The organism is Pseudomonas sp. P867 (genome assembly GCF_019891455.1).
Lineage (GTDB): Bacteria > Pseudomonadota > Gammaproteobacteria > Pseudomonadales > Pseudomonadaceae > Aquipseudomonas > Aquipseudomonas synxantha_A.
On record NZ_JAFLXB010000015.1, the window covers coordinates 117,466 to 141,773 of the forward strand.

At 59.8% G+C, this 24,308-nt stretch carries 19 protein-coding genes; 5 read left to right on the plus strand and 14 right to left on the minus strand.

Annotated elements, in window-relative coordinates; translation table 11 throughout:
- Positions 1–44 precede the first annotated feature (44 nt).
- A complete protein-coding gene (locus J1G33_RS23500; RefSeq protein WP_223018858.1) occupies positions 45–398 on the minus strand; it encodes a hypothetical protein in 354 nt (117 codons plus the stop codon).
- A gap of 481 nt (positions 399–879) precedes the next feature.
- Here J1G33_RS23500 and J1G33_RS23505 point away from each other — a divergent pair, with 481 nt between their 5' ends.
- Complete coding sequence (locus J1G33_RS23505; protein ID WP_032880832.1) at positions 880–5,748, plus strand: NAD-glutamate dehydrogenase; 4,869 nt, start codon at positions 880–882, stop codon at positions 5,746–5,748.
- Between the two features lie 179 nt (positions 5,749–5,927).
- Here J1G33_RS23505 and J1G33_RS23510 read toward each other — a convergent pair whose 3' ends face one another.
- The 3 genes from J1G33_RS23510 to J1G33_RS23520 all read right to left on the minus strand — a co-directional run bounded on the left by J1G33_RS23510 (position 5,928) and on the right by J1G33_RS23520 (position 8,814).
- Positions 5,928–6,611, minus strand: coding sequence for a GntR family transcriptional regulator (locus J1G33_RS23510; protein WP_078821218.1), 684 nt, complete (start codon positions 6,609–6,611; stop codon positions 5,928–5,930).
- 17 nt (positions 6,612–6,628) lie between these two features.
- Positions 6,629–7,330 carry a FadR/GntR family transcriptional regulator gene (locus J1G33_RS23515; RefSeq protein WP_014718317.1) on the minus strand — a complete coding sequence of 234 codons (702 nt, stop codon included), beginning with the start codon at positions 7,328–7,330 and terminating at the stop codon, positions 6,629–6,631.
- A 158-nt stretch (positions 7,331–7,488) separates the two neighbouring features.
- Positions 7,489–8,814: a C4-dicarboxylate transporter DctA gene (locus J1G33_RS23520; protein WP_177327440.1), complete on the minus strand. Its 1,326-nt coding sequence runs from the start codon at positions 8,812–8,814 to the stop codon at positions 7,489–7,491.
- A gap of 215 nt (positions 8,815–9,029) precedes the next feature.
- Here J1G33_RS23520 and J1G33_RS23525 point away from each other — a divergent pair, with 215 nt between their 5' ends.
- Positions 9,030–9,659: a DNA-3-methyladenine glycosylase I gene (locus J1G33_RS23525; protein WP_223018859.1), complete on the plus strand. Its 630-nt coding sequence runs from the start codon at positions 9,030–9,032 to the stop codon at positions 9,657–9,659.
- Positions 9,660–9,725: 66 nt separating this feature from the next.
- Here J1G33_RS23525 and J1G33_RS23530 read toward each other — a convergent pair whose 3' ends face one another.
- The 7 genes from J1G33_RS23530 to J1G33_RS23560 form a co-directional block, all read right to left on the minus strand.
- A complete protein-coding gene (locus J1G33_RS23530; RefSeq protein ID WP_078821220.1) occupies positions 9,726–10,127 on the minus strand; it encodes a cupin domain-containing protein in 402 nt (133 codons plus the stop codon).
- An 84-nt stretch (positions 10,128–10,211) separates the two neighbouring features.
- Positions 10,212–11,645, minus strand: a complete 1,434-nt coding sequence (locus J1G33_RS23535; protein ID WP_148853924.1) for a PLP-dependent aminotransferase family protein — start codon at positions 11,643–11,645, stop codon at positions 10,212–10,214.
- Between the two features lie 70 nt (positions 11,646–11,715).
- A complete protein-coding gene (locus J1G33_RS23540; protein WP_223018860.1) occupies positions 11,716–12,483 on the minus strand; it encodes an SDR family oxidoreductase in 768 nt (255 codons plus the stop codon).
- Positions 12,484–12,504: 21 nt separating this feature from the next.
- The gene (locus J1G33_RS23545) at positions 12,505–13,572 is read right to left on the minus strand and encodes a phosphotransferase family protein (protein ID WP_223018861.1); all 1,068 of its coding nucleotides are present in this window, start codon (positions 13,570–13,572) and stop codon (positions 12,505–12,507) included.
- Positions 13,573–13,701: 129 nt separating this feature from the next.
- A complete protein-coding gene (locus J1G33_RS23550) occupies positions 13,702–14,655 on the minus strand; it encodes a 2-hydroxyacid dehydrogenase (RefSeq protein WP_148853925.1) in 954 nt (317 codons plus the stop codon).
- Positions 14,656–14,800: 145 nt separating this feature from the next.
- Entirely contained in the window at positions 14,801–15,235 is a 435-nt protein-coding gene (locus tag J1G33_RS23555; RefSeq protein WP_032880840.1) for a hypothetical protein, read from the minus strand.
- A gap of 53 nt (positions 15,236–15,288) precedes the next feature.
- Complete coding sequence (locus J1G33_RS23560) at positions 15,289–15,789, minus strand: DUF4822 domain-containing protein (RefSeq protein ID WP_032880841.1); 501 nt, start codon at positions 15,787–15,789, stop codon at positions 15,289–15,291.
- Between the two features lie 553 nt (positions 15,790–16,342).
- On the opposite strand from J1G33_RS23560, the gene J1G33_RS23565 reads away from it, so the two are divergent.
- Positions 16,343–17,620 (plus strand): serine/threonine transporter, encoded by a 1,278-nt coding sequence (locus tag J1G33_RS23565; protein ID WP_005787881.1) that lies wholly within the window; start codon positions 16,343–16,345, stop codon positions 17,618–17,620.
- Between the two features lie 218 nt (positions 17,621–17,838).
- Here J1G33_RS23565 and acnB read toward each other — a convergent pair whose 3' ends face one another.
- On the minus strand, positions 17,839–20,448 hold the full coding sequence (gene acnB, locus J1G33_RS23570; RefSeq protein ID WP_005787883.1) for a bifunctional aconitate hydratase 2/2-methylisocitrate dehydratase: 2,610 nt from the start codon (positions 20,446–20,448) through the stop codon (positions 17,839–17,841).
- Between the two features lie 396 nt (positions 20,449–20,844).
- On the opposite strand from acnB, the gene J1G33_RS23575 reads away from it, so the two are divergent.
- Positions 20,845–21,312, plus strand: coding sequence for a DUF1289 domain-containing protein (locus J1G33_RS23575; RefSeq protein WP_005787885.1), 468 nt, complete (start codon positions 20,845–20,847; stop codon positions 21,310–21,312).
- 135 nt (positions 21,313–21,447) lie between these two features.
- Here J1G33_RS23575 and J1G33_RS23580 read toward each other — a convergent pair whose 3' ends face one another.
- Positions 21,448–22,311, minus strand: coding sequence for a universal stress protein (locus J1G33_RS23580; protein WP_103734994.1), 864 nt, complete (start codon positions 22,309–22,311; stop codon positions 21,448–21,450).
- A gap of 147 nt (positions 22,312–22,458) precedes the next feature.
- Between J1G33_RS23580 and miaE the strand changes: the two genes are divergently transcribed.
- Positions 22,459–23,061, plus strand: a complete 603-nt coding sequence (gene miaE, locus J1G33_RS23585) for a tRNA isopentenyl-2-thiomethyl-A-37 hydroxylase MiaE (RefSeq protein WP_032880843.1) — start codon at positions 22,459–22,461, stop codon at positions 23,059–23,061.
- On the opposite strand, the gene J1G33_RS23590 is transcribed toward miaE, so the two are convergent.
- Entirely contained in the window at positions 23,017–24,216 is a 1,200-nt protein-coding gene (locus J1G33_RS23590) for an MFS transporter (protein WP_032880844.1), read from the minus strand. The genes miaE and J1G33_RS23590 overlap by 45 nt on opposite strands.
- Between the last annotated feature and the right edge of the window lie 92 nt (positions 24,217–24,308).

A 24,308-nucleotide genomic window follows, 5' to 3' on the forward strand; every position in this document is an offset into this window, starting at 1 on the left:
CTATCGGGGGCAAGCCCCTTCCCACATTTGAACCAGGGTGCAGCTCAAGTCCGGATGAAAGTGCCAGTGCCTGCGAGGATTTTCTGCAAGGTTTCCTCCACTTCAGCCAGGTCGGATGCGGCCGTGGCGTGGATGATCTCCAGATGATCCTTGCCACCCAATGCATCGGCATCACCGGCTGCAAGTTCGATCAGCAACGTCGTGGCACTCAAGGTGATCTTCAGCCCATCCAGCGTCGACGGCTCGTAATCCCAGGTCAGTTCCACTTCCTCTTCATCCGGGTAGCGGCTCAACATGAACATTTCGCCGTTCTTGCCGTGGCAGCAAAGCATGGCCATGTTGTCTTCTTCTTCGTCGCACGGGGTGGCCATCAGGGCGTCGGTTTTCAGCTGCAGCATGGGAAATCCTGTGTGGAGGAGGGCGTTGCGCTGGCAATTGTGCCATTGCGGCGAATTTTATGCTGCAGGGTGTGTCAGACCCAGGGCATGACCTGGCGTGCGGTATCAGTCATTTTCGGTACTCAGAGGGCTGAAAAACGCAGGTTTTTTGCCCGGAAAAACGCGGTTGCCCAAGTTGCAACCTATTGCCTGCTTACCGATGACCGAATATGTCGCAGCGTCGCAAGCAGCGGTCTTCCTACACTCGTTAAGCTGCGCAACGGATGTGCCCCGCGCCCGGCGCCTGACCTGCCCGTCGTACCGTCACCCGGCAAGGTGTGCATCTTGTGGAAGTTGTATGTGACCTGACTGTCCTGTCCAGCTTCACCCACCTGTCGGCCTGATTCGTTTATCGTGACCCACGAACAGAGCTGACGGTCTCCCCGCAAGGGGATAACACGCGACGCTTCCATCAATAACAAGCCCAAGCGGAGTACCACAGATGGCGTTCTTCACCGCAGCCAGCAAGGCCGACTTCCAGCATCAACTGCAAGCGGCACTGGCGCAGCACATCAGTGAACAGGCACTGCCACAAGTGGCGCTGTTCGCTGAGCAATTCTTCGGCATCATTTCCCTGGACGAACTGACCCAGCGTCGCCTTTCCGACCTGGCCGGTTGCACCCTGTCTGCCTGGCGCCTGCTTGAGCGCTTCGATCACACCCAACCGCAAGTGCGGGTCTACAACCCCGATTACGAACGTCATGGCTGGCAATCGACCCACACCGCGGTCGAAGTGCTGCACCATGACCTGCCATTTCTGGTGGACTCGGTCCGTACCGAGCTGAACCGCCGTGGCTACAGCATCCATACCCTGCAAACCACCGTGCTCAGCGTGCGCCGTGGCAGCAAGGGTGAGTTGCTGGAAATCCTGCCCAAGGGCACCCAGGGCGAAGGCATCCTACAAGAGTCGCTGATGTACCTGGAGATCGACCGCTGCGCCAACGCCGCCGAGCTGAACGTGCTGAGCAAAGAGCTGGAGCAGGTGCTGGGCGAAGTGCGCGTGGCCGTGGCTGATTTCGAACCGATGAAAGCCAAGGTCCAGGACCTGCTGGCCGGTATCGACGCCAGCGCATTCACGATCGACGGTGAAGAAAAAGCCGAGATCAAGAACTTCCTGGAATGGCTGGTGGGCAACCACTTCACCTTCCTGGGCTATGAAGAGTTCGTGGTACGTGACGAGGCGGACGGCGGTCATATCGAATATGACGCCAGCTCCTTCCTCGGTCTGACCAAGCTGTTGCGCGCCGGCCTCACCGCCGAAGACCTGCGCATCGAAGACTACGCCGTGGCCTACCTGCGTGAACCGACGGTGCTGTCGTTCGCCAAGGCTGCACACCCAAGCCGCGTGCACCGCCCGGCGTATCCGGACTACGTGTCGATCCGCGAGATCAGTGCCGACGGCAAGGTCATCAAGGAACACCGCTTCATGGGCCTCTACACCTCCTCGGTGTACGGCGAAAGCGTGCGAGTGATCCCGTACATTCGCCGCAAGGTAGCGGAAATCGAGCGTCGCTCGGGCTTCCAGGCCAAGGCGCATCTGGGCAAGGAACTGGCCCAAGTGGTTGAAGTGCTGCCCCGTGACGACCTGTTCCAGACCCCGGTCGACGAGCTGTTCAGCACCGTGATGTCGATCGTGCAGATCCAGGAACGCAACAAGATCCGGGTGTTCCTGCGCAAAGATCCGTACGGTCGTTTCTGCTACTGCCTGGCCTATGTGCCGCGCGATATCTATTCCACCGAAGTGCGTCAGAAGATCCAGCAAGTGCTGATGGATCGCCTCAAGGCTTCGGACTGCGAGTTCTGGACCTTCTTCTCCGAGTCCGTGCTGGCCCGTGTGCAACTGATTCTGCGGGTCGACCCGAAGAACCGCCTGGACATCGACCCGCTGCAACTGGAAAAAGAAGTGGTGCAAGCCTGCCGCAGCTGGCAGGACGACTACGCCAGTCTGGTGGTGGAGAGTTTCGGCGAAGCCCACGGCACCAACGTGCTGGCGGACTTCCCCAAAGGCTTCCCGGCCGGCTACCGCGAGCGTTTCGCCGCGCATTCGGCCGTGGTCGACATGCAGCATCTGAACAGCCTCACCGAAGCCAACCCGCTGGTGATGAGCTTCTATCAGCCGCTGGGCCAGGTCTCCGGTCAGCGCGAACTGCATTGCAAGCTCTATCACGCTGACACCCCGCTGGCGCTGTCCGACGTGCTGCCGATCCTGGAAAACCTCGGCCTGCGCGTGCTGGGCGAGTTTCCGTATCGCCTGCGCCATGCCAATGGCCGTGAGTTCTGGATCCATGACTTTGCATTCATCGCCGCCGAAGGCGTGAACCTGGATATCCAGCAGCTCAACGACACCCTGCAGGACGCATTCGTGCACATCGTGCATGGCGATGCCGAGAACGATGCGTTCAACCGCCTGGTATTGACCGCCGGCCTGCCATGGCGCGACGTCGCGTTGCTGCGTGCTTATGCTCGCTACCTCAAGCAGATCCGCCTGGGCTTCGACCTGGGCTATATCGCCAGCACCCTGAACAACCACACCGACATCGCCCGCGAGTTGACCCGGTTGTTCAAGACCCGCTTCTACCTGGCGCGCAAGCTCACCGCCGACGACCTGGAAGACAAGCAGCAACGCCTGGAACAAGCGATCCTCACCGCCCTGGACGACGTTCAGGTGCTCAACGAAGACCGTATCCTGCGTCGCTACCTGGACCTGATCAAGGCGACCCTGCGTACCAACTTCTACCAGACTGACGCCAACGGCCAGAACAAGTCGTACTTCAGCTTCAAGTTCAACCCGCACGCGATCCCCGAGCTGCCCAAGCCGGTGCCGAAGTTTGAAATCTTCGTGTACTCGCCCCGTGTTGAAGGCGTGCATCTGCGCTTCGGCAACGTCGCTCGCGGCGGCCTGCGCTGGTCCGACCGTGAAGAAGACTTCCGTACCGAAGTGCTCGGCCTGGTAAAAGCCCAGCAAGTGAAAAACTCGGTGATCGTGCCGGTGGGCGCCAAGGGCGGCTTCCTGCCGCGTCGCCTGCCATTGGGCGGCAGCCGGGACGAGATCGCGGCCGAGGGCATCGCCTGCTACCGCATCTTCATTTCCGGCCTGTTGGACATTACCGACAACCTGAAGGACGGCGCCCTGGTGCCACCGGCCAACGTCGTGCGTCATGACGACGATGACCCCTACCTGGTGGTGGCGGCGGACAAGGGCACTGCAACCTTCTCCGACATCGCCAACGGCATCGCTATCGACTACGGTTTCTGGCTGGGTGACGCGTTCGCTTCCGGCGGTTCTGCCGGTTACGACCACAAGAAAATGGGCATCACCGCCAAGGGCGCGTGGGTCGGTGTGCAGCGTCACTTCCGTGAGCGCGGCATCAACGTGCAGGAAGACAGCATCACCGTAGTGGGCGTCGGCGATATGGCCGGTGACGTGTTCGGTAATGGTTTGCTGATGTCCGACAAGCTGCAACTGGTCGCGGCCTTCAACCACCTGCACATCTTCATCGACCCGAACCCGAACCCGGCCACCAGCTTCGTCGAGCGCCAGCGCATGTTCGAGCTGCCGCGTTCGTCCTGGACCGACTACGACACCAGCATCATGTCTGAAGGCGGCGGTATCTTCTCGCGAAGCGCCAAGAGCATCGCCATCTCGCCACAGATGAAAGAGCGTTTCGACATCCAGGCCGACAAGCTGACCCCGACCGAACTGCTCAACGCCTTGCTCAAGGCGCCGGTGGACCTGTTGTGGAACGGCGGTATCGGTACCTACGTCAAGGCCAGCACCGAAAGCCATGCCGACGTGGGCGACAAGGCCAACGACGCGCTGCGTGTCAACGGCAACGAGCTGCGCTGCAAGGTGGTGGGCGAGGGCGGTAACCTGGGCATGACCCAACTGGGCCGTGTGGAATTCGGCCTCAATGGCGGCGGTTCCAACACCGACTTCATCGACAACGCCGGTGGCGTGGACTGCTCCGACCACGAAGTGAACATCAAGATCCTGCTCAACGAAGTGGTGCAGGCCGGTGACATGACCGACAAGCAGCGCAACCAGTTGCTGGCGAGCATGACCGACGAAGTCGGCCACCTGGTGTTGGGCAACAACTACAAGCAGACCCAGGCCCTGTCCCTGGCCGCACGCAAGGCTTACGAGCGCGCCGCCGAGTACAAACGCCTGATGAGTGACCTGGAAGGCCGTGGCAAGCTGGACCGCGCCATCGAGTACCTGCCGACCGAAGAGCAGCTCACCGAGCGCGCTTCGACCGGCAAGGGCTTGACCCGTCCGGAGTTGTCGGTGCTGATTTCGTACAGCAAGATCGACCTCAAGGAAGCGCTGCTCAAATCCCTGGTGCCGGATGACGAATACCTGACCCGTGACATGGAGACCGCGTTCCCACCGAGCCTGGTGGCCAAGTTCTCCGAAGCCATGCGTCGCCATCGCCTCAAGCGCGAGATCGTCAGCACCCAGATCGCCAACGACCTGGTCAACCACATGGGCATCACCTTCGTGCAGCGACTCAAAGAGTCGACCGGCATGAGCCCGGCGAACGTCGCCGGTGCCTATGTGATCGTGCGCGATATCTTCCACCTCCCGCACTGGTTCCGTCAGATCGAAGCCCTGGACCACCAGGTGTCGGCCGACGTGCAACTGGAGCTGATGGACGAGCTGATGCGCCTGGGCCGTCGTGCTACGCGCTGGTTCCTGCGCAGCCGTCGCAACGAACAGGACGCCGGGCGTGACACTGCGCACTTCGGTCCGCATCTGGCAGCATTGGGCCTCAAGCTCGACGAACTGCTGGAAGGTCCGACCCGTGAAGGCTGGCAGAACCGTTACCAGGCCTACACCCAGGCCGGCGTACCGGAGTTGTTGGCACGCATGGTTGCAGGCACAACCCACCTATACACCTTGCTGCCGATCATCGAAGCCGCCGACGTGACCGGGCATGACGCCGCCGAAGTGGCCAAAGCCTACTTCGCCGTCGGCAGCGCCCTGGACCTGCCGTGGTACCTGCAGCAGATCAGCGATCTGCCTGTCGCCAACAACTGGCAGGCCCAGGCCCGCGAAGCCTTCCGCGATGACGTGGACTGGCAGCAACGGGCGATTACCATTTCGGTACTGCAAATGGCCGACGCGCCACAAGACATGGAAGCCCGCGTGGCCCTGTGGCTTGAACAGCACCAGGACATGGCTGATCGCTGGCGTGCCATGATGGTGGAAATTCGTGCTGCGGTTGGCACGGACTACGCCATGTACGCGGTGGCCAATCGTGAGTTGCTGGACCTGGCGTTGAGTGGTCAGTCGGTGTTGCAGCCGGCTTGATGCTTCGGTAAACCAAAAGCCCCCGCATCGTGAGATGCGGGGGCTTTTTATTTGATCTGGAATGCGATCAATGTGGGAGCTGGCTTGCCTGCGATAGCGGTGGGTCAGTTAATAATCGAGTCACTGGTACACCGCTATCGCAGGCAAGCCAGCTCCCACAGTTTGAACTTCATTCGGAATCAGTGGTGTTTGAGTAGCCGGGTTTCCAGGTGATCCAGGTGCTGAGTCATCAGGGCGACAGCCGTGTGGGCGTCGCGCTGTTCCACGGCATCCACAATCGCCACATGCTCCTGCCACGCACAATACGTGCAGGCCTTCGTTTCAAATTGCGCAATGATCAACGACGTCAACGGCACCAGGCTGTTGAGAAACTGTGCCAACGGCGCATTGCCTGCCATGTGCGCCAGTTGCAGATGAAACTCTCCAGAAAACCGGATCGCCGGCCCACGCTGGTCACGCTCAATGGCGTCGCGCTCCTGCGCAATCAGCTCGCGCAGTTGGCGGATTTGCATCGCTGTGGCCTGGGCGCAGGCCAGTTGCACCACGGTCATTTCGGTCAGGCGCCGTGCTTCAAGAATCTGCCGTGTGTGCTGGGCATCCGGCGCGGCGACCTGGGCGCGCTGGTTGGGGCGCAGGATGACCACTTGCTGATGGGACAGCTTGGCGAGCACCCGGCGAATCACGCTGCGGCTCACGCCAAAGAGTTCGCCCAGGCCTTCTTCGGTGAAGCGGCTGGCAGGCGCAATGCGTTGCTCAAGGATCGCGTCGAACAAGCGCGGGTAGATGTCGTCAACCGAAGGCTTCTTGCCCGACACCAGGCGCAGGCAGGGCAGAGGGTCACGTTGCAGGGCGTGGACGTTCATGGCCGGTCTCCAATTATTCAGCTGCCCAGATGGTCATCCGGGATATTCAAGCGAATGCCCATGCGCAAGCCTTCCTGCAGGATGTGCCGACGCATTTCGGCACTGGCCAGGGCGCTGTTCTTGTTGCGGATGGCGCGTACCACGGCTTCGTTCTCTTGCAGGCGTTCGGCCAGGTGTTCAGGGGAGTTGCGCAATACCTGGGCGCTTTGTTTGAGCGCGGTGCTGGTTTGCTGCACCACGTTCTGGAAGATCGGGTTGGAGGTCAGGGCAAACAGTTCTTCGTGAAAGTCGATGTAGGCGTTCATGCCCGCCTCGGCGTCGCCGGCATCCAGGGCTTCGCGCATGTCCATCAGCGTCAGGCGCAGTTGGCCGATTTCCTTGCTGCTGATGGATTGGGCGACCAGGCCGACGATGAAGGGTTCGAGGGTATAGCGCAGTTGCAGGATGTCTTCCAGGCTGGCGTCGGCCACCGCGTCGCTCGACTGCGGCTCGCTGACGCTGGTTTCCAGTACCACCACACCTTTGCCCGGCATGGAACGCACCAGGCCCAAGGTCTCCAGCACGATCACCGCTTCACGCAGGCTCGGGCGGCTGATACCCAGTTGCTCGGCCAGCTCACGCTGGCCTGGCAGCATTTCACCGCGGCGCCACTGGCCTCGCGCCAAGGCGGCGCGCAGTTTTTCTACCACTGAATTGACGACGGTTGAGGTGCTGATCACGTCGAAGGCTCCTTGATGTTGCTCATACAGTATTCAGTCTGGCAAAGGGCCAATGTGGGAGCTGGCTTGCCTGCGATGACTGAGTGTCAGGCACTACATTTGACGCTGACTCACCGCTATCGCAGGCAAGCCAGCTCCCACATTGGATGGGTGTTGTCCTAGAACTCCTGATGCGCCGGCAGCACCGGCTTCTTGGCCTGAAAGGCATAGCCCTGCTGGCCGTCGAGCACCTTGTTGGCACGCTGGATATCGATATCTTTTTCCCAGCGAGCAATCGCCACGGTAGCCACGCAGTTGCCGATCAGGTTGGTCAGCGCACGACCGATCCCCATGAACCAGTCCACCGCCAGCACCAACACCAGGCCCACCACCGGAATTGCCGGGATCGCCGTGAGTGTCGCCGCTAGAATCACCAATGCCGAGCCCGGAATGCCGTGGGCGCCTTTGGAGGTGATCAACGATACCAGGAGGATGGTCAGCAAGTCGGTCATCGACAGCGGTGTACCGGTGGCGTTGGCGATAAACACGATGGCCAGGGTCAGGTAGATCGAGAAACCGTCGAGGTTGAACGAGTACCCGGTGGGAATTACCAAACCCACGGTGGAACTGCCAATGCCCAAATGTTCCAGCTTGCGCATGATCTGCGGCAGCACAGCGTCGGACGAAGCGGTGCCCATCACGATCAGCAGCTCTTCGCGCAGGTACTTGAGCAGCGGCAGCATCCGCAGGCCGGACAAGCGCATTACCAGCCCGAGGATCAGCGCGACAAAGGCAAAGCACGTCAGGTAGAAAAGCCCAACCAGGCTGCCCAGGTGTTGCAGCGAGTCCAGGCCGTAGGTGCTGGTGGTGAACGCGATGGCACCGAATACGCCAATCGGCGCCAGGCGCACGATCATGCCCATGATGCGGAAGATCACATGGCTAAGCTCATTGATCAGCCGCGAGATACCGCTGGCCGCTTCGCCCACCAGGTTCAGCGCACTGCCGAACAGCACCGAGAACAGCAGCACCTGTAACACGTTGTTATCGGCAAACGCACCGATCACCGAGTTGGGAATCAGGTCCATCAGGAACTGGCTGGTGCCCTTGATGTGTTGGCCCTTGTCGGCCAGCTCATTCAAGCCGGCGGAAGAGAGTTGCTCAAGATGAATATTGGCGCCGCTGCCGATGCCGGTGCTGAAGGCCATGATCAGGCCAAGCACCAGGGCGACGGTGGTCAGCACTTCAAAGTAGATCACCGACTTGAGCCCGATACGCCCGACCTTCTTCAAATCGCCGGCGCCGGAAATACCGCTGACCACGACACAGAACACGATCAGGCCGATCAGCATTTTGATCAGCTTGATAAAGCCGTCGCCCAGGGGTTTGAGTTGTGAGGAAAATTCGGGAAGGGCCAGGCCGCAGGCGATGCCGAGCATCAGGCCAATCACGACTTGCAGGAAAATCGAACGCGAGCACCATCTGAGCATGGGAGGGATCTCTATTCGGTGCCCTGGTGGTTCCAGGGCTTAATTGTTGTGGTCTTACCGGTAAGTCCAGTGCGCGGCCAGTCTACGCTTGGTTTTTTTCAAACAACAAGTAAATATTCAGCGGTTGGCAGGTCCCGGTCTGACCAGTTGGTCGGTAAGTACGGTGCTTGAGCGGTTGACGGGGATTAATTTTTTTTGCGTATCATCGCCTTGGGCATACGAGGTGATGGATGGACCAATCAGGGCTTACAACCGACGAAGCAGGGCGCATGTATTGCGCCTGGCGCACTGCAGCGCCTGCGTACCTGCATTACCACGACCACGAGTGGGGTGTGCCGGTGGCGGATGACATCGCGTTGTACGAGAAGATCTGCCTGGAGGGGTTTCAGGCTGGGATGGCGTGGATCACCATTCTGCGCAAGCGCGATAACTTTCGGCAGGCGTTCGAGGGTTTTGATTTTCGCCGGGTGGCGCAGTACGGCGAAGCGGACATTGAGCGGTTGATGAGCGAGCCGGGCATCGTGCGCAATCGGGCAAAGATCATCTCGGCCATCAACAACGCACGCCGGGCCTGTGAACTGGTGGAGGAGACCGGCTCGCTGGCGCGCTGGCTGTGGGCGTTCGAGCCCGCCGCAGAAGAGCGGCCGGCAGTGGTGGACATGGCTTACTGGACGGCCAATCCGACCTCAGCGGCTTCGATGCGCTTGTCCAAGGCCCTGAAGAAACGCGGCTGGACCTTCGTCGGCCCGACCACGATGTATGCGTTGATGCAGGCGATGGGGATGGTCAATGATCATCTAGAGGGTTGCGAGTGCCGGCTGCGCATTGAAGACCAGCGCGACCTATTCAAACGTCCCTGACCAGACACGGTTAAAACTGTGGGAGCAGGCAAGCCAGCTCCCACATGGGTTTTGTGGTGTTGCTGATTATTTGGGAAGCGGGGTGAGTACCTCAGCCTTGTCATCCAGCACCATCACCACCAGCAGCCTGGCCGGTTGGGTCTGGCTGGCATTGCTTGACTCAAAATGCCGCGAGCCGGCCGGTTCGTAGAACGATTGCCCGGCTTTGTAGGTGATCGCCTTTTCATCATTGACCCGCGAGGTGATCGCGCCTTGCAGCACATAAGCCACCGCAGTGCCGGTGTGGCTATGGGGCACGGTGGCCTGGCCGGGGGCGTAGTCAACGGTGAGCATGATGGTTTTCTTGCCGGGCACGTTGGTCAAGGGGTGCTCCTGCAGCACCTTGAGCGTTTCCTGGTTGTATACCGGGTCGTGGGCAAATGCGCTGAGGGAGGTGAGCATCAGCGTGGTGGCGAGCAATCGTTTCATGATCAGGATTCCGCGTAGTTCGAGACCTCTTCACCCTACGCCGTAGCCTGTACGCCACCAATGACCAATACACCGGAAAACCCCTTAGCCAATCTGCCGGAGAATATCGCGCACCTTGTCCAGCGCCGGGTCGATGTCCAGGGTCTCGATGGCGCCGAAGCCGAAAATCAGCCCCGAGCGTAATGGCACGTCGTGGAAGAATACGTCCAGGGGGTACAACCCCACCTCGACCTGACGCGCCTGTTCTATCAGCAATGGGATATTCAACGCCACCTTGCACAATGCCGCCAGGTGAAAGCCCGCCACCGTCGGAACCGCCTCGAACCACGGTGACAGATCGCCCGCCAGACGCTGCAGTATTCGTTCGCGACGCCCCGCGTAGATGCTGTGGCAACGGCGAATATGCTTGAGCAGGTAGCCTTCGCTGATGAACTTGGCCAATGCCCACTGCGGCAGGGTAGAGCTGTGCTGGTCGGTCAACTGCTTGGCCTTGAGCACCGCGCCATAGATCGCTGGCGGCAGCACCGCGTAGCCCAGGCGCAACTCGGGCAACAGGGTTTTGGAAAAGGTCCCGACGTAGGTGACCACGCCTCGGGTGTCCAGGCTTTGCAGGGAGTCGGTGGGGCGCCCTTCGTAGCGAAATTCGCTGTCGTAGTCGTCTTCGATGATGATCGCACCCAGCTCGATTGCGCGGTCCAGCAGTGCCTGGCGGCGCCTCTGACTCATCGGCATGCCGAGGGGGAACTGGTGGGACGGGGTTACATAGATCAGACGGGTGCCATCGGGGATCTGGTCGACCTGGAGCCCCTGTTCGTCGACGGCCACGCTGGCGACGCTGGCGCCCATCGCTACGAACATTTGGCGCGCGGGGCTATAGCCTGGGTCTTCCATCGCGACCATGCTGCCGGGTTCCAGCACCACGCGGGCAATCAGGTCCAGCGCCTGCTGCGCGCCATTGGTGACCACGATATCGCTGGCGCGGCATTTGACCCCTCGGGAAAACGCGATATGCCCGGCGATGGCCTCGCGCAATGCCGGTAACCCTTCCGGTTGGCTGTAGAAACCACTGTTCTGGGCGATACGGCGCAGCGCATCCTGGGTGCAGCGTCGCCATTCGTCCTGGGGGAATTGGTTGCGTGCAGTCGCGCCGCCGATAAATTCGTAGCGCAGGATGCCCTCACGGGACGGGTGGCCCATGGGCGAGGGCAGTGCTGCCCACTTGCCCAGGTTGGCGGCGCAGGCCAGGTCGGTGGCGGTTTGCACACGATCGGGTTGGGGCGCCCACGCATTGACGAAAGTGCCGCGGCCGATCTTGCCGATCAGCAGGCCTTCGTACGTGAGTGTGGTGTAGGTATCCGACACCGTCTTGCGCGATACGCCCAGTTGTTCGGCGAGCAGGCGGCTCGGTGGCAGTTGCGCACCCGCCGACAGTCGCCCGGTGGCGATAGCTTCGCGCAGTTGCTGATAAAGCTGGGCAGCCAGGTCCTTGCGGCCATTGATGACGAGGTGCAGTTCCATGTTTCATCCTGGAGACAGATCGATCCGCGCCAAGGTTACGCGCAAATCGATCTGAAGAAACCAGGCAGCGTCAGGACAGGAAGCCGCCGTCTACATTCAACGACACACCGGTGGTGTAGCTTGACGCATCGCTGGCCAGATACAACACCGCGCCGGCCATTTCGCTGGGGTCGGCGACGCGCTTGAGGGGGATCTGCGCCAGGGCCACTTTCAGGATCGAATCGTTCTTGACCAGCGCCGAGGCGAATTTGGTATCAGTCAGGCCCGGCAGCAGTGCGTTGCAACGGATGCCGAATGCCGCGCATTCCTTGGCGAACACCTTGGTCATGTTGATCACGGCAGCCTTGGTGACCGAGTAGATGCCCTGGAACACGCCCGGCGAAATGCCGTTGATCGATGCCACGTTGATGATGCTGCCGCCGCCGTTCTCGCGCATCAGCTTGCCGGCTTCCACCGACATGAAGAAGTAACCGCGGATATTCACGTCGACCGTCTTCTGGAATGCGCCAAGGTCGGTATCCAGCACGTTGCAGAACTGCGGGTTGGTCGCGGCGTTGTTGACCAGAATATCCAGGCGGCCGAACTGTTCGCGGATGCCGGCGAACACCCGGGTAATCTGCTCCATTTCACCGATATGGCAGGCAATCGCCGTGGCCTTGCCGCCGTCGGCAATGATCGCGTCGGCGACGTGCTGGCAACCTTCCAGCTTGCGGCTGGAGACGATCACGTGGGCGCCTTGCTGGGCCAGCAGCTTGGCAATGGCCTCGCCGATACCACGGCTGGCGCCGGAAACGAAGGCGATCTTGCCGTCAAGGTCAAACAGGTTGGTCTTGGACATAAGGGTTCCTTGTGGTTGCGATCAGAGCGCTGATTTGCCAATGACATTCAGGCTCATTTGCTCCAGCAGCTTGTTCATGTGGATGAACTGCGCAAAGCGTTTGTCCTGGGTCTGGCCGTGGAAAAAGCGGTAGTAGATCTGCTGCACGATGCCGGCCAGCCGGAACAGGCCGTAGGTGTAATAGAAATCGAAATTGTCGATCGCAAGCCCCGAGCGCTCGGCGTAGTAGTCGACAAACTGACGGCGGGTGAGCATCCCCGGGGCGTTGCTCGGCTGGCGCCGCATCAGTTGCACCGGCGCCGGGTCTGCGGCTTCGATCCAGTAGGCGAGGGTGTTGCCCAGGTCCATCAGCGGGTCGCCCAGAGTGGTCAGTTCCCAATCCAGCACACCGATGATTTGCATCGGGTTATGCGGGTCGAGGATCACGTTATCGAAGCGGTAGTCGTTATGCACGATGCTGGATGTGGGCGAATCGGCTGGCATTTTGTCGTTGAGCCAGGCGCGCACCGCTTCCCATTTTGGCGCATCAGGGGTCAGGGCTTTTTCGTAGCGCTCGCCCCAGCCACGAATCTGCCGCGCCACGTAGCCTTCAGGCTTGCCCAGGTCGGCCAGGCCGCAGGCGCTGTAGTCGACTTGATGCAGTTCGACGAACTTGTCGATAAAGCTTTTGCACAGCGCTTGAGTCTTGGCCGCGTCCAGGCCCAGTTCGGGCGGCAGGTCAGAGCGCAGGATGATGCCGTTGACCCGTTCCATCACATAGAACTCGGCACCGATCACTGATTCATCGGTGCAGTGCACGTATGCCTTGGGGCAATACGGAAAACCATCTTTGAGCTGGTTGAGAATGCGGTATTCGCGGCCCATGTCGTGGGCGGACTTGGCCTTGTGGCCAAACGGCGGGCAACGCAGCACGAATTCCTGGCCTGGATATTCCAGCAGGTAGGTCAGGTTCGATGCGCCGCCGGGGAACTGACTGATCGCAGGCGTGCCGTTCAAGCCCGGAATGTGGGCCTTGAGGTAGGGATCGATCAGGCTGGCATCAAGTTCTTCGCCGGGGCGAATCTGGGTCGATTGGTCGTTCAGCGCCATGCTTATCCCTTCTGCTTATTCTAAAGGCCTTGGACTATTTCCTAATCTAATGCGCACCGCCGCCCAGCGACAAGGTCGGGGCGGCTTAATAGGTTAGCGTGTTGAAGGGTGATCAGCGTGCCTGATCGGTCATTTTGCGGGCGCTGGCAGCGCAACCGGCGTGAGCACAGGACGGCCGGCGAAGTATTCCACCAGGTTGTCGGCCACCCGCTGCACGGTGTCATGGGCAGCCTCCGGTGACAGGCCGGCCACATGGGAGGTCAGGACGGTATTGCTCAGGCGCTTGAGGGCGTCGGGCACCTTGGGTTCGTCGTCGAATACATCCAGCGCGGCGCCGCCGATACGCCGTTGCTCCAGGGCAGCCACGAGGTCAGCGGTCACCACCACGCTGCCGCGGCCAATGTTCACCAGATAGCCATTGGGGCCCAACGCATCCAGCGCATGTTTATCGATCAGATGGCGAGTGCTGGCCCCACCTGGCGTGGCCAGGATCAGGAAGTCCGAGGTGCGCGCCAGTTCGACGGCCGTTGAACAGTAGGTGTAATCCACGTCATCGCGGGGTTGGCGGTTGTGATAGCTCACCTCCATGCCGAAGCCGAGGGCGGCGCGCCTGGCGATTTCCATCCCCACGGCACCGAGCCCGAGAATTCCCAGTTGCTTGCCGGCCAGGGAAGGGCGCATGACCTTCGGCCATTCGCTGCGCCGCACGGCGGCATCGGTCTGGGGAATCCCGCGCACCAGCGAGAGCAGCAGCGCCATGGCGTGATCGGCCACCGAGGGGGCGTTCACGCCGGCACCGTTGGTGACCACGATCCCACGGTTGCTTGCCGCTTGCAGGTCCACGTGTTCGTAGCCGGCACCGATCACGCAGATGATTTCCAGCAACGGCAGTGCGGCGATTTCATCAGCGTACAACCCCAGCGGGCCACGGGTCAGCACGGCCTTGATCTGCCCACCGTGCAACTTGATCGCCTGAGCGCGTTCGGCGGGCGTCGGCGCCAGGATCACGTGAAAGTCATTGCTTTCGATGATTTGCAGGTATTCGTTGATGGTTTCAACCAGGACTAGAACGGTGGTGGGCATGGGGCAGCTCTCCGGTGAGTTCGATGCTCGGAGTATGCTGCATTTGTGTTGTGTGAAATGCTGAGGGCGCAGAGAAAGCGCCACTGATTTTGCGAAAAGTGCCAGCGTCTCGGCGAGTGGGAGACGCTGTTTGCACGCGTGCGAATTATTTAGCGGGTACGGGCTTGCGCACCTTGCTCTGTTCGGCCGCTACGATGTCCATGTAATCGTAGGTAGGAAAGAACTCCGTCCTGAAGGGGCCCCATGCAGAGCGTTCGATGGCGAGATTGACTTCCCGCAGGCGCGAGGCGGGGAAGCGTAGAACGATGACGTGACCGATCCCCATGGCGATGTTCCAACTGACAATCTCTACCCCTTCAGGAGGGAATACTTTAAAGAGTTCCTGTTCGGTGAGTTTTGTTCTTATTTCGTTCAAGTTGCGAGATTGGTCATGTTTGAGGAAGACGGTCAACATGACCGCATTGTCAGCGCTGATGGCGACAGGTTTTCCTGACGTGGAAGCCTGCGCATGAAGGCCGCCTGAAACAAGGGTAGAGAGCAATAAAACAGACGCCAATAAAGGCTTTAATAGTGTTTTCATTGAGTGAGGCCTTTTATGAGTATTGTCGCTACTCGTGGGATGAGTGTTGAGGGTTAGTGGGTGGGGGTGGTTTTGACTGATCCGGTATAGGGCGCATGAACCACATGTATTCGAACAAGAGGGTTGGCGTCTATCATGTCGCGCGGCACTTCACGAGAATAAGTGAATTCCTGATTGTTCAACGTCTCAAGTTTTCTGACGATGGTTTTCGTTGCACCTTTATCCGGTATCAGGATATGGTTTTTCTTGTCACCCGTTACCATGAAGTAACCGCCGCCGCCGTTGTCATATTTTGATAGCCCGGTATCGGTGTAGAAAAATTCGTAGCGATTACGTTCAGGGTCCCACACTGATATTCCAACGACACCTGGGTACTTGTCCTTTACGTCGATCTCCGGGGCGCCTTCTATATAAACTTTTGTCGTCAGCCAGCGGGGGGATGTACCCAGGGCACTTGCGTCTGAGTTTTCTACTGCCGGTTGTGCTTGGCTGGCCAATGGGCTGAGTATTCCGGTGGCAAGTATCAGGGAGAAAATAAGGTTGTGTTTGTTCATCTAGTCGCTCCTGATGAGTGAGGTTTTTAATTCTGCTGTGGTGGGTTTAGATGCTTTTGTTTTTTTGAACTGGACTGGAATATAAACGTGATAGAAGGGGCTCTCAATGCCTGGGAAAACCCTTGCAACAAATGCCACAATCATTAGAGTTTCAATCGAGAGGCGTTGATTAACTGTATGTAAGAACTTTCTTATATGTGAGGGTGTTTAACTTTAATTGATATTGGGTCTCTGTCAGCGGCTCCCCAATGGCGAACTTTGAGTGACTGGGTTTATTTAAACAAAGCTTCGTCGGCCTTGCGTGATCGACCCTCCCAATGCCCCGCTGGCAGGGGCGTTCGTGAGGTGGGTAAAGGCGGTGGACATCTGGCGTTGAATCAACTGAGCCGCCCCATGGGCTGCCTTCCAGCCTTTGCACTGCATTACCGTTCCTCATCTAAGTCTTTGCTTATTCAAGAGAATCCCGGACAATCCGGCCCTTGTTACGGCCAGGGCGCTGCCTGTCAGGTTTTTCTGACTCGTGCTGGCCATGTGAATGCGGAGATCCGACCGGATGAATGATCAGGCCAATAGCGTCGACGAACGCTATGCAACGACACCTGCAACCCTCACAAGCTGGAGCCGCCAGGACACCACCTGGATGCTCGGGCTATTCGGTACCGCCATTGGCGCCGGTACTTTGTTTCTGCCAATCAACGCGGGCCTGGGGGGCTTCTGGCCGCTGGTGATCCTGGCGTTACTGGCGTTCCCGATGACGTTCTTTGCCCACCGTGGGCTGACCCGTTTCGTGCTGTCTGGCCGTGAAGGCTCAGACATCACCGACGTGGTCGAAGAGCATTTCGGTATCAAGGCGGGTGCGTTGATCACCTTGCTGTATTTCTTCGCGATCTTCCCGATCCTGCTGATCTACAGCGTGGCACTGACCAATACCGTGAGCAGCTTCATGGAACACCAACTGCACATCATGCCGCCGCCTCGTGCGATCCTGGCGTTTGTGCTGATCCTCGGCCTGCTGGCCGTGGTGCGCTGCGGTGAGCAAGTGATCGTCAAGGCCATGAGCCTGATGGTGTATCCGTTTATCGTCGCCTTGCTGTTCCTGGCCGTGTACCTGGTGCCGCACTGGAATGGCGGCATTCTCAGCACTGCCAGCGAGGTGCCGGCACCGTCGGCGCTGCTCAATACGCTGTGGCTGGCGATTCCGGTGATGGTGTTCTCGTTCAACCATTCGCCGATCATCTCGGCCTTTGCGGTTGACCAGAAGCGTCAGTACGGCGCACACGCCGAGGAGCGCAGTTCGCAGATCCTGTCCCGCGCTCACTTGCTGATGGTGGCGATGGTGCTGTTCTTCGTGTTCAGTTGCGTGCTGACCCTGTCGCCCGCGCAACTGGCCGAGGCGAAAGCGCAGAACCTGTCGATCCTGTCGTACCTGGCCAACCACTTCGACAACCCGACCATCGCCTTTGCCGCCCCGTTGATTGCGTTCGTGGCGATTGCCAAGTCGTTCCTGGGCCACTACATCGGTGCCAGCGAGGGTCTCAAGGGGCTGGTGGTCAAGACCGGTCGCCGCCCGGCACCGAAGACCCTGGACCGCATGACCGCCGCCTTCATGCTGGTGGTGTGCTGGATCGTCGCCACGCTTAACCCAAGCATCCTCGGTATGATCGAGACCCTGGGGGGGCCGGTGATTGCGTCGATCCTGTTCCTGATGCCGATGTATGCGATCCGCAAGGTGCCGGCCATGGCCAAGTACCGTGGGCAGGCATCGAATGTGTTTGTCACCGCCGTCGGCCTGGTGGCGATTACGGCATTGGTGTATTCGCTGGTTGCCTAAGCCCTGATGCGGTCTATCTGACTGCACAGCTCTAAAAGTGTGGGAGCTGGCTTGCCTGCGATAGCTATGTGTCAGTCATTAAATTCATGACTGATACACCGCTATCGCAGGCAAGCCAGCTCCCACATTGGTTTTGTGTTGGCAGTAAAGGTTAGTTCCAGGCATAAAAAAACGCCGCGTATCTTGCGATACGCGGCGTCTTTCACATCAACACACCCTTAAGCTTGAATCACCGGGATGTTGGCGCTTGCTGCGATCTTGCGGAACTCGGCGATCTGGTCGAAGTTCAGGTAGCGGTAGACGTCACTGGCCATGGTGTCCAGTTTCGCTGCGTAGCCCATGTACTCTTCGACAGTCGGCAGGCGACCCAGGGTAGAGGCCACTGCCGCCAGTTCGGCCGATGCCAGGTAGACGTTTGCACCGTCACCCAGGCGGTTCGGGAAGTTACGGGTCGACGTCGACACGACGGTGGAGTTCGGTTCTACACGTGCCTGGTTACCCATGCACAGCGAGCAGCCCGGCATTTCCATGCGTGCGCCAGCCTTGCCGTAGATGCCGTAGTAGCCTTCTTCGGTCAACTGGTGAGCGTCCATCTTGGTCGGCGGCGACAGCCACAGACGAGTCGGCAGCTGGCCCTTGACCTGCTCCAGCAGCTTACCGGCAGCGCGGAAGTGACCGATGTTGGTCATGCACGAACCGATGAACACTTCGTCGATTTTCTCGCCGGCAACGCTGGACAACAGACGGGCATCGTCCGGGTCGTTAGGCGCGCAGAGGATCGGCTCGTTGATTTCCGACAGGTCGATCTCGATGATTTCGGCGTATTCGGCGTCGGCATCGGCTTCCATCAGTTCCGGGTTGGCAACCCAGGCTTCCATCGCTTGGGCGCGACGTTCCAGGGTGCGGGCATCGCCGTAGCCTTCACCGATCATCCAGCGCAGCAGGGTGATGTTGGAGTTCAGGTACTCGGTAACGGACTCTTTGGACAGCTTGATGGTGCAACCGGCAGCCGAACGTTCAGCCGAGGCGTCGGACAGCTCGAAAGCCTGTTCCAGCGTCAGATCGTTCAGGCCTTCGATTTCCAGGATGCGGCCGGAGAAGGCGTTTTTCTTGCCTTTCTTCTCTACGGTCAGCAGGCCAGCCTGGATCGCGTAGTAAGGAATGGCATGAACCAGGTCACGCAGGGTGATGCCAGGCTTCATCTTGCCTTTGAAGCGCACCAGGATCGATTCCGGCATGTCCAGTGGCATCACGCCAGTGGCTGCGGCGAACGCGACCAGACCGGAACCGGCCGGGAACGAGATGCCCATCGGGAAACGGGTGTGGGAGTCACCACCGGTACCGACGGTGTCCGGCAGCAGCATACGGTTGAGCCAGCTGTGGATGATACCGTCGCCCGGACGCAGCGATACACCGCCACGGGTCATGATGAAGTCAGGCAGGGTGTGGTGGGTGGTCACGTCGATCGGCTTCGGGTACGCCGCGGTGTGGCAGAACGACTGCATCACCAGGTCGGTCGAGAAGCCCAGGCACGCCAGGTCTTTCAGTTCATCACGGGTCATGGGACCGGTGGTGTCCTGGGAGCCCACGGTGGTCATCTTCGGCTCGCAGTAGGTGCCAGGGCGAACGCCTTTGCCTTCCGGCAGGCCGCACGCCTTGCCGACCATCTTCTGTGCCAGGGTGAAGCCCTTGCCGGTGTCGACAGGCGCTTCAGGCAGCTTGAACAGGTCGGTAGGGCCCAGGCCCAGTTCGGCGCGGGCCTTGTCGGTCAGGCCGCGACCGATGATCAGCGGGATACGGCCGCCGGCGCGAACTTCGTCCAACAGTACCGGAGTCTTCATTTCGAAGGTGGTCAGGACTTCGTCGGTGCCGTGTTTGCAGACTTTGCCAGCATGAGGGTACAGGTCGATCACGTCGCCCATGTTCATGTTGGTGACGTCGAATTCGATTGGCAATGCGCCAGCATCTTCCATGGTGTTGTAGAAGATCGGAGCGATCTTGCTGCCGAAGCAGAAACCGCCAGCACGCTTGTTCGGCACGTAAGGCACGTCGTCACCGAAGAACCACAGTACCGAGTTGGTGGCCGACTTACGCGACGAACCGGTACCGACCACGTCACCGACGTAGGCGATCGGGAAGCCTTGGCCGCGCATTTCTTCGATCTGCTTCATCGGGCCGGTCTTGCCTTGCTCGTCCGGCACGATGCCTTCACGAGCCATTTTCAGCATGGCCAGGGCGTGCAGCGGGATGTCAGGGCGGGACCAGGCGTCAGGCGCCGGGGACAGGTCGTCGGTGTTGGTTTCGCCGGTAACCTTGAACACGCGCAGGCTGATCTTGTCGGCCAGGGTAGGGCGGTTGCGGAACCACTCGCCGTCAGCCCAGGACTGGATCACGCCTTTGGCGTGTTCGTTGCCGTTGCGGGCTTTTTCGGCGACGTCGTGGAACGCATCGAACATCAGCAGGGTGTGCTTGAGTTGGGCGGCCGCGACGGGCGCCAGGGTGGCGTCGTCCAGCAGCTCGACCAACGTCACGATGTTGTAGCCGCCTTGCATGGTGCCGAGCAGTTCAACAGCGCGTTTCTTGTCGATCAGGGGGGAAGTGGCTTCGCCCTTGGCCAGGGCAGACAGGAAACCGGCCTTGACGTAGGCAGCTTCGTCAACGCCTGGTGGAATGCGGTTGGTGATCAGGTCAACGAGGAATTCTTCTTCGCCAGCCGGAGGATTTTTCAGCAGCTCGACCAGGCCTGCGGTTTGTTCGGCGTTAAGCGGCTGGGGAACGATACCCAGTGCTGCACGCTCTTCGATATGTTTGCGGTAGGCTTCAAGCACAGTTATTACCCTCATCAGTGGTCCCACGGGACGCTCATCCAGAAATGAACGGCACGCATGCGCTCAGGGGCTTTTTGGGCCGCAAAGCCAGCGCTGCCGGCATTCCTTTACAGAAGCTGCTTTCAAAGTTTTACGCCTGCAGAACGGAGCTGATGAGGGTTGGCGTGGGCTCTGACCTACCGGGTCGAAACCACGCCAACACCGTTCTGAAGGAACGACTGTGCTCGTGACGCTTTGAAAACAGCTTCCAGCGGATTATTGGCGCCTTACAAGGCCGGGTGATTCTACGGCAAAAAAAATCTAAAGGTAAGTTGCCTGGCCAAGTTTGCTGGGTGATCAACCTTAGACAAAGGGCTAACATGGCGCACTGTTTCGCTGATTTGCGTGTTGTCGCCCATGTCCAACCAAACCATCAAGACCCCCTGCGTCGGCCTCTGCTCCACGGTCTACGGCGACCTCGTGTGCCGCGGCTGCAAGCGCTTCCACCATGAAGTGATCCAGTGGAATGGCTATAACGAAGAAGAAAAGCGTGCAGTCTGGCTCAGGCTTGAGCAACTGCTGGTGCAGGTGATGGCCGGCAAAGTGGAGGTGTTTGACCCCAAGACCCTGCGCGGGCAGTTGGAGCAACGCAAGATCCGCTTCGTGCCGCACCAGTCCGAGTATTGCTGGGCCTACCAGTTGATCGCACGCGGGGCGCGGGTGATCAATAACCTTGAGGCGTACGGCATGGTGCTGTTGCCGGAGTTTCGCGACTGGCCCTTGCCGGACCTGCGCGATGCGATTGATCGGGAGTTCTTTATCTTGTCCGAGGCGCATTACCAGCGCTATATCGCCCCGGGATTCTTGAAAGATGCGCTGGGCTAACTGATTGACGAGCTCAATGTGGGAGCTGGCTTGCCTGCGATAGCGGTGTATCAGAAGCAAATGCGCCAGCTGACCCACCGCAATCGCAGGCAAGCCAGCTCCCACATTTGATCTCCATTGCCTGAAGGATCGGTGTCAGGGCTTGGTCGCAAGCTCTTGCAGGTGATCCATCAACGTCTGTGGCTTGAGCACCAGCACGTCGCTTTCCACCGCATCCAGCACCACCTCCGCTGTATTACCGATCAACGCCCCCGAAATCCCAGTGCGGGCCACGGTGCCGATGATGGTCACCGCCGCGTGCAGCTGATGGGCCATATGCGGGATCAGCACATCGGCCGGGCCTTCCTTGATATGCAGGTGCCTGCCGTCCACGTCGAACTCGTCCTGGAATGCCTTGCATTGTTCGCGATAGCGCGCCTCGATGGTTTCCTTGAGCTGGAAGGTCGGGTCGGCTGCCGACAGCATCGGCGACGGGTGGGCGCTGATCACATGCAGTTGCGCCTTGGCCAGGCTGGCGATATCAAAGCCATGGTCGATGATCGCATTGTGCAGTGAGCGGTGCTCGCTGTCGGTATTGCCTACATCGATGGCCGCCAGAATCACTCCGCCAGCCCATGGCGTAGCAGTCTTGACCAATAGCACCGGCGTCGGGCAATAGCGCAGCAGCTTCCAGTCCGCCGGCGTCAACAGGGCTTTTTTCAGCGGGCTGTCGGGAAAGTGCTGTTTGATCACCAGGCCGCAGCCTTCGGCTTGCTGCACCTCGATAATGGTGTCATGCAGGCTTTCGTTCCACGCCTGCTCGGTGGAGACGCTGTAACCGTCGTTCTTTAAACCCTCCTTGAGCACACTCAACAGCGCCGAATGCTCGTGTTTCTTGTCGCAGACCAGCAAGTGCAGATGTGCGTCGGTCACCCCGGCAATCAGCTTGCCACGCTTGAGGGCCAGGCTTTCCGAATGCTCGGGCTCGATGACCACCAGGATGCTGCGGATGGCTTGCATGATCGGGATCTCCAGGAAGAGGCATGCAACAACTATAGTTGCTGCCCGCCAGACGTCATGTTGATGCACATCAAGGCCGGTGGCTGGTGGTCTGCGGCGGGGTCGGTATAATCGGCGCCCTTTTGTGATCCTTTGCCCGTGAGCCCGATGAACCTGCCCGAAATCCACGAATTCCTCGGCTGCCGCACCCCCGACGCCTGGGTCCAGGCCGCTCTGGCCGATCAGGAAACCCTGCTGATCGACCACAAGAACTGCGAATTCAAAGCCGCCAGCACCGCCCTGAGCCTGATGGCCAAGTACCACGGCCATGTTGACCTGATCAATATGATGTCGCGCCTGGCCCGCGAAGAACTGGTGCACCACGAGCAAGTCATGCGCCTGATGAAGAAGCGCAAGGTTGAACTGCGCCAACTGCACGCGGGCCGTTATGCCTCGGGTTTGCGCAAGGTGGTGCGCAGCCACGAGCCGGTCAAGCTGGTGGACACCCTGGTGGTCGGCGCTTTTATCGAAGCACGCAGCTGCGAGCGTTTCGAAGCATTGGTGCCGCATTTGGACGAAGAGCTCGGCAAGTTCTACTTCGGTTTGCTCAAAAGCGAAGCCCGGCACTTCCAGGGTTACTTGAAGCTGGCCTACCAGTATGGCGACGCCAAGGACATCGCCCAGGTGATCGAGCGGGTGAGGGCGGCCGAGCAGGAGCTGATCGAATCACCCGACATCGAGTTCCGCTTTCACAGTGGCGTGCCAGCCTGAGGCCACCGCCACGCCGATCAAGGCGGTGATCCCGGCGAGCAGCAGGATCACCATTTGCGTGCCCAACGGCGCTGCCAGCACGGCGATCATCAGGCCCGCCAACGGCTGCGGCAGGTTGTTGAGCAAGGTGATCACGCCTACCGTCTTGCCGAAATCCTGCACCGGGATCACTTTTTGACGGGTGCTGCGCAGGTACACGTTGAACATCTTGTCAAAGCCCGTCACCAGCAGGAAGCCCACGGCATACGCCCACACACCGGGGCTGACGGCGGTGATCAGCGCGCCGACTGCAATCATCGAATACGACAGCCCACCCATTACTTTCAACGGCAGTGATGAGCGTGCCAGGTAAAACAGAATCCCGATGGTGACCAGCGCGCCGGCGGCTTGCAGCAGGGCGTAGGCATCCTTGTCGGCGGCGTATTGGCCGGTAACCATGGCGGCCGAGGTGGCCAGTGTGACCCCGATAATCAGGTTCACGCCGACTGCCAGAATGATGATGCGCTTGAGTTCCACCAGGTTGCGGATGTGGCCAAACGCGGTGCGCAGCGGTTGCAGCCAGATACCCGGGTGCTGCCCATGGCTTTGCGGGCTCACCGTGGTGTTGCGCTGCCAGATCAGCATTGCCAGGTCAGCGAGAACAAACAGTGCGGCGATGGCCAGCACCACCCAGGGCCAGGCCCAAACCTGCAGCATCAACGCTGCCAGCAACGGCCCGAGCACCAGGCCGCTCTGGTCGGCAATCTGCGAATAGGACAAGGTCTTGGCGTAGGTGTAATGCTGGAAGACATGCGGCATCACCACCTCCCGCGCCATGATGCCCTGAGTGGTCAATACCCCGCACAACGCGGACAGCATCACCAGCCAATGGATCCCGTCGAACAGCCCATACAGCGCCACCGCCACCACGCAGGCCAGCGCGCGATACACCTGGCTGATATGCAGAATGCGTACGGGTGAAAACCTGTCGCACAAGGCTCCGCACACCGGAAATGCCAGATAGCGCGGCAGCGATTCGACAAAAAACGCCAGGCCCGCCCACGACACGCTTTGAGTGGTCTGGAACACGATCAGCGGCACGATGAACAGCAGGATCTGGTCGGCCAGCCGCGAGAGGAACAGCGAAACGAAGAACGCCAGGTAATCCTTGCGCATACAACTCCTTGAGAATGGCGTTAAAGATTGCAGGCTATTTGTTAAAAACTCTTAAAAGCATGAAGTTTCATCGGCTCGTACTGGCCAGCTGC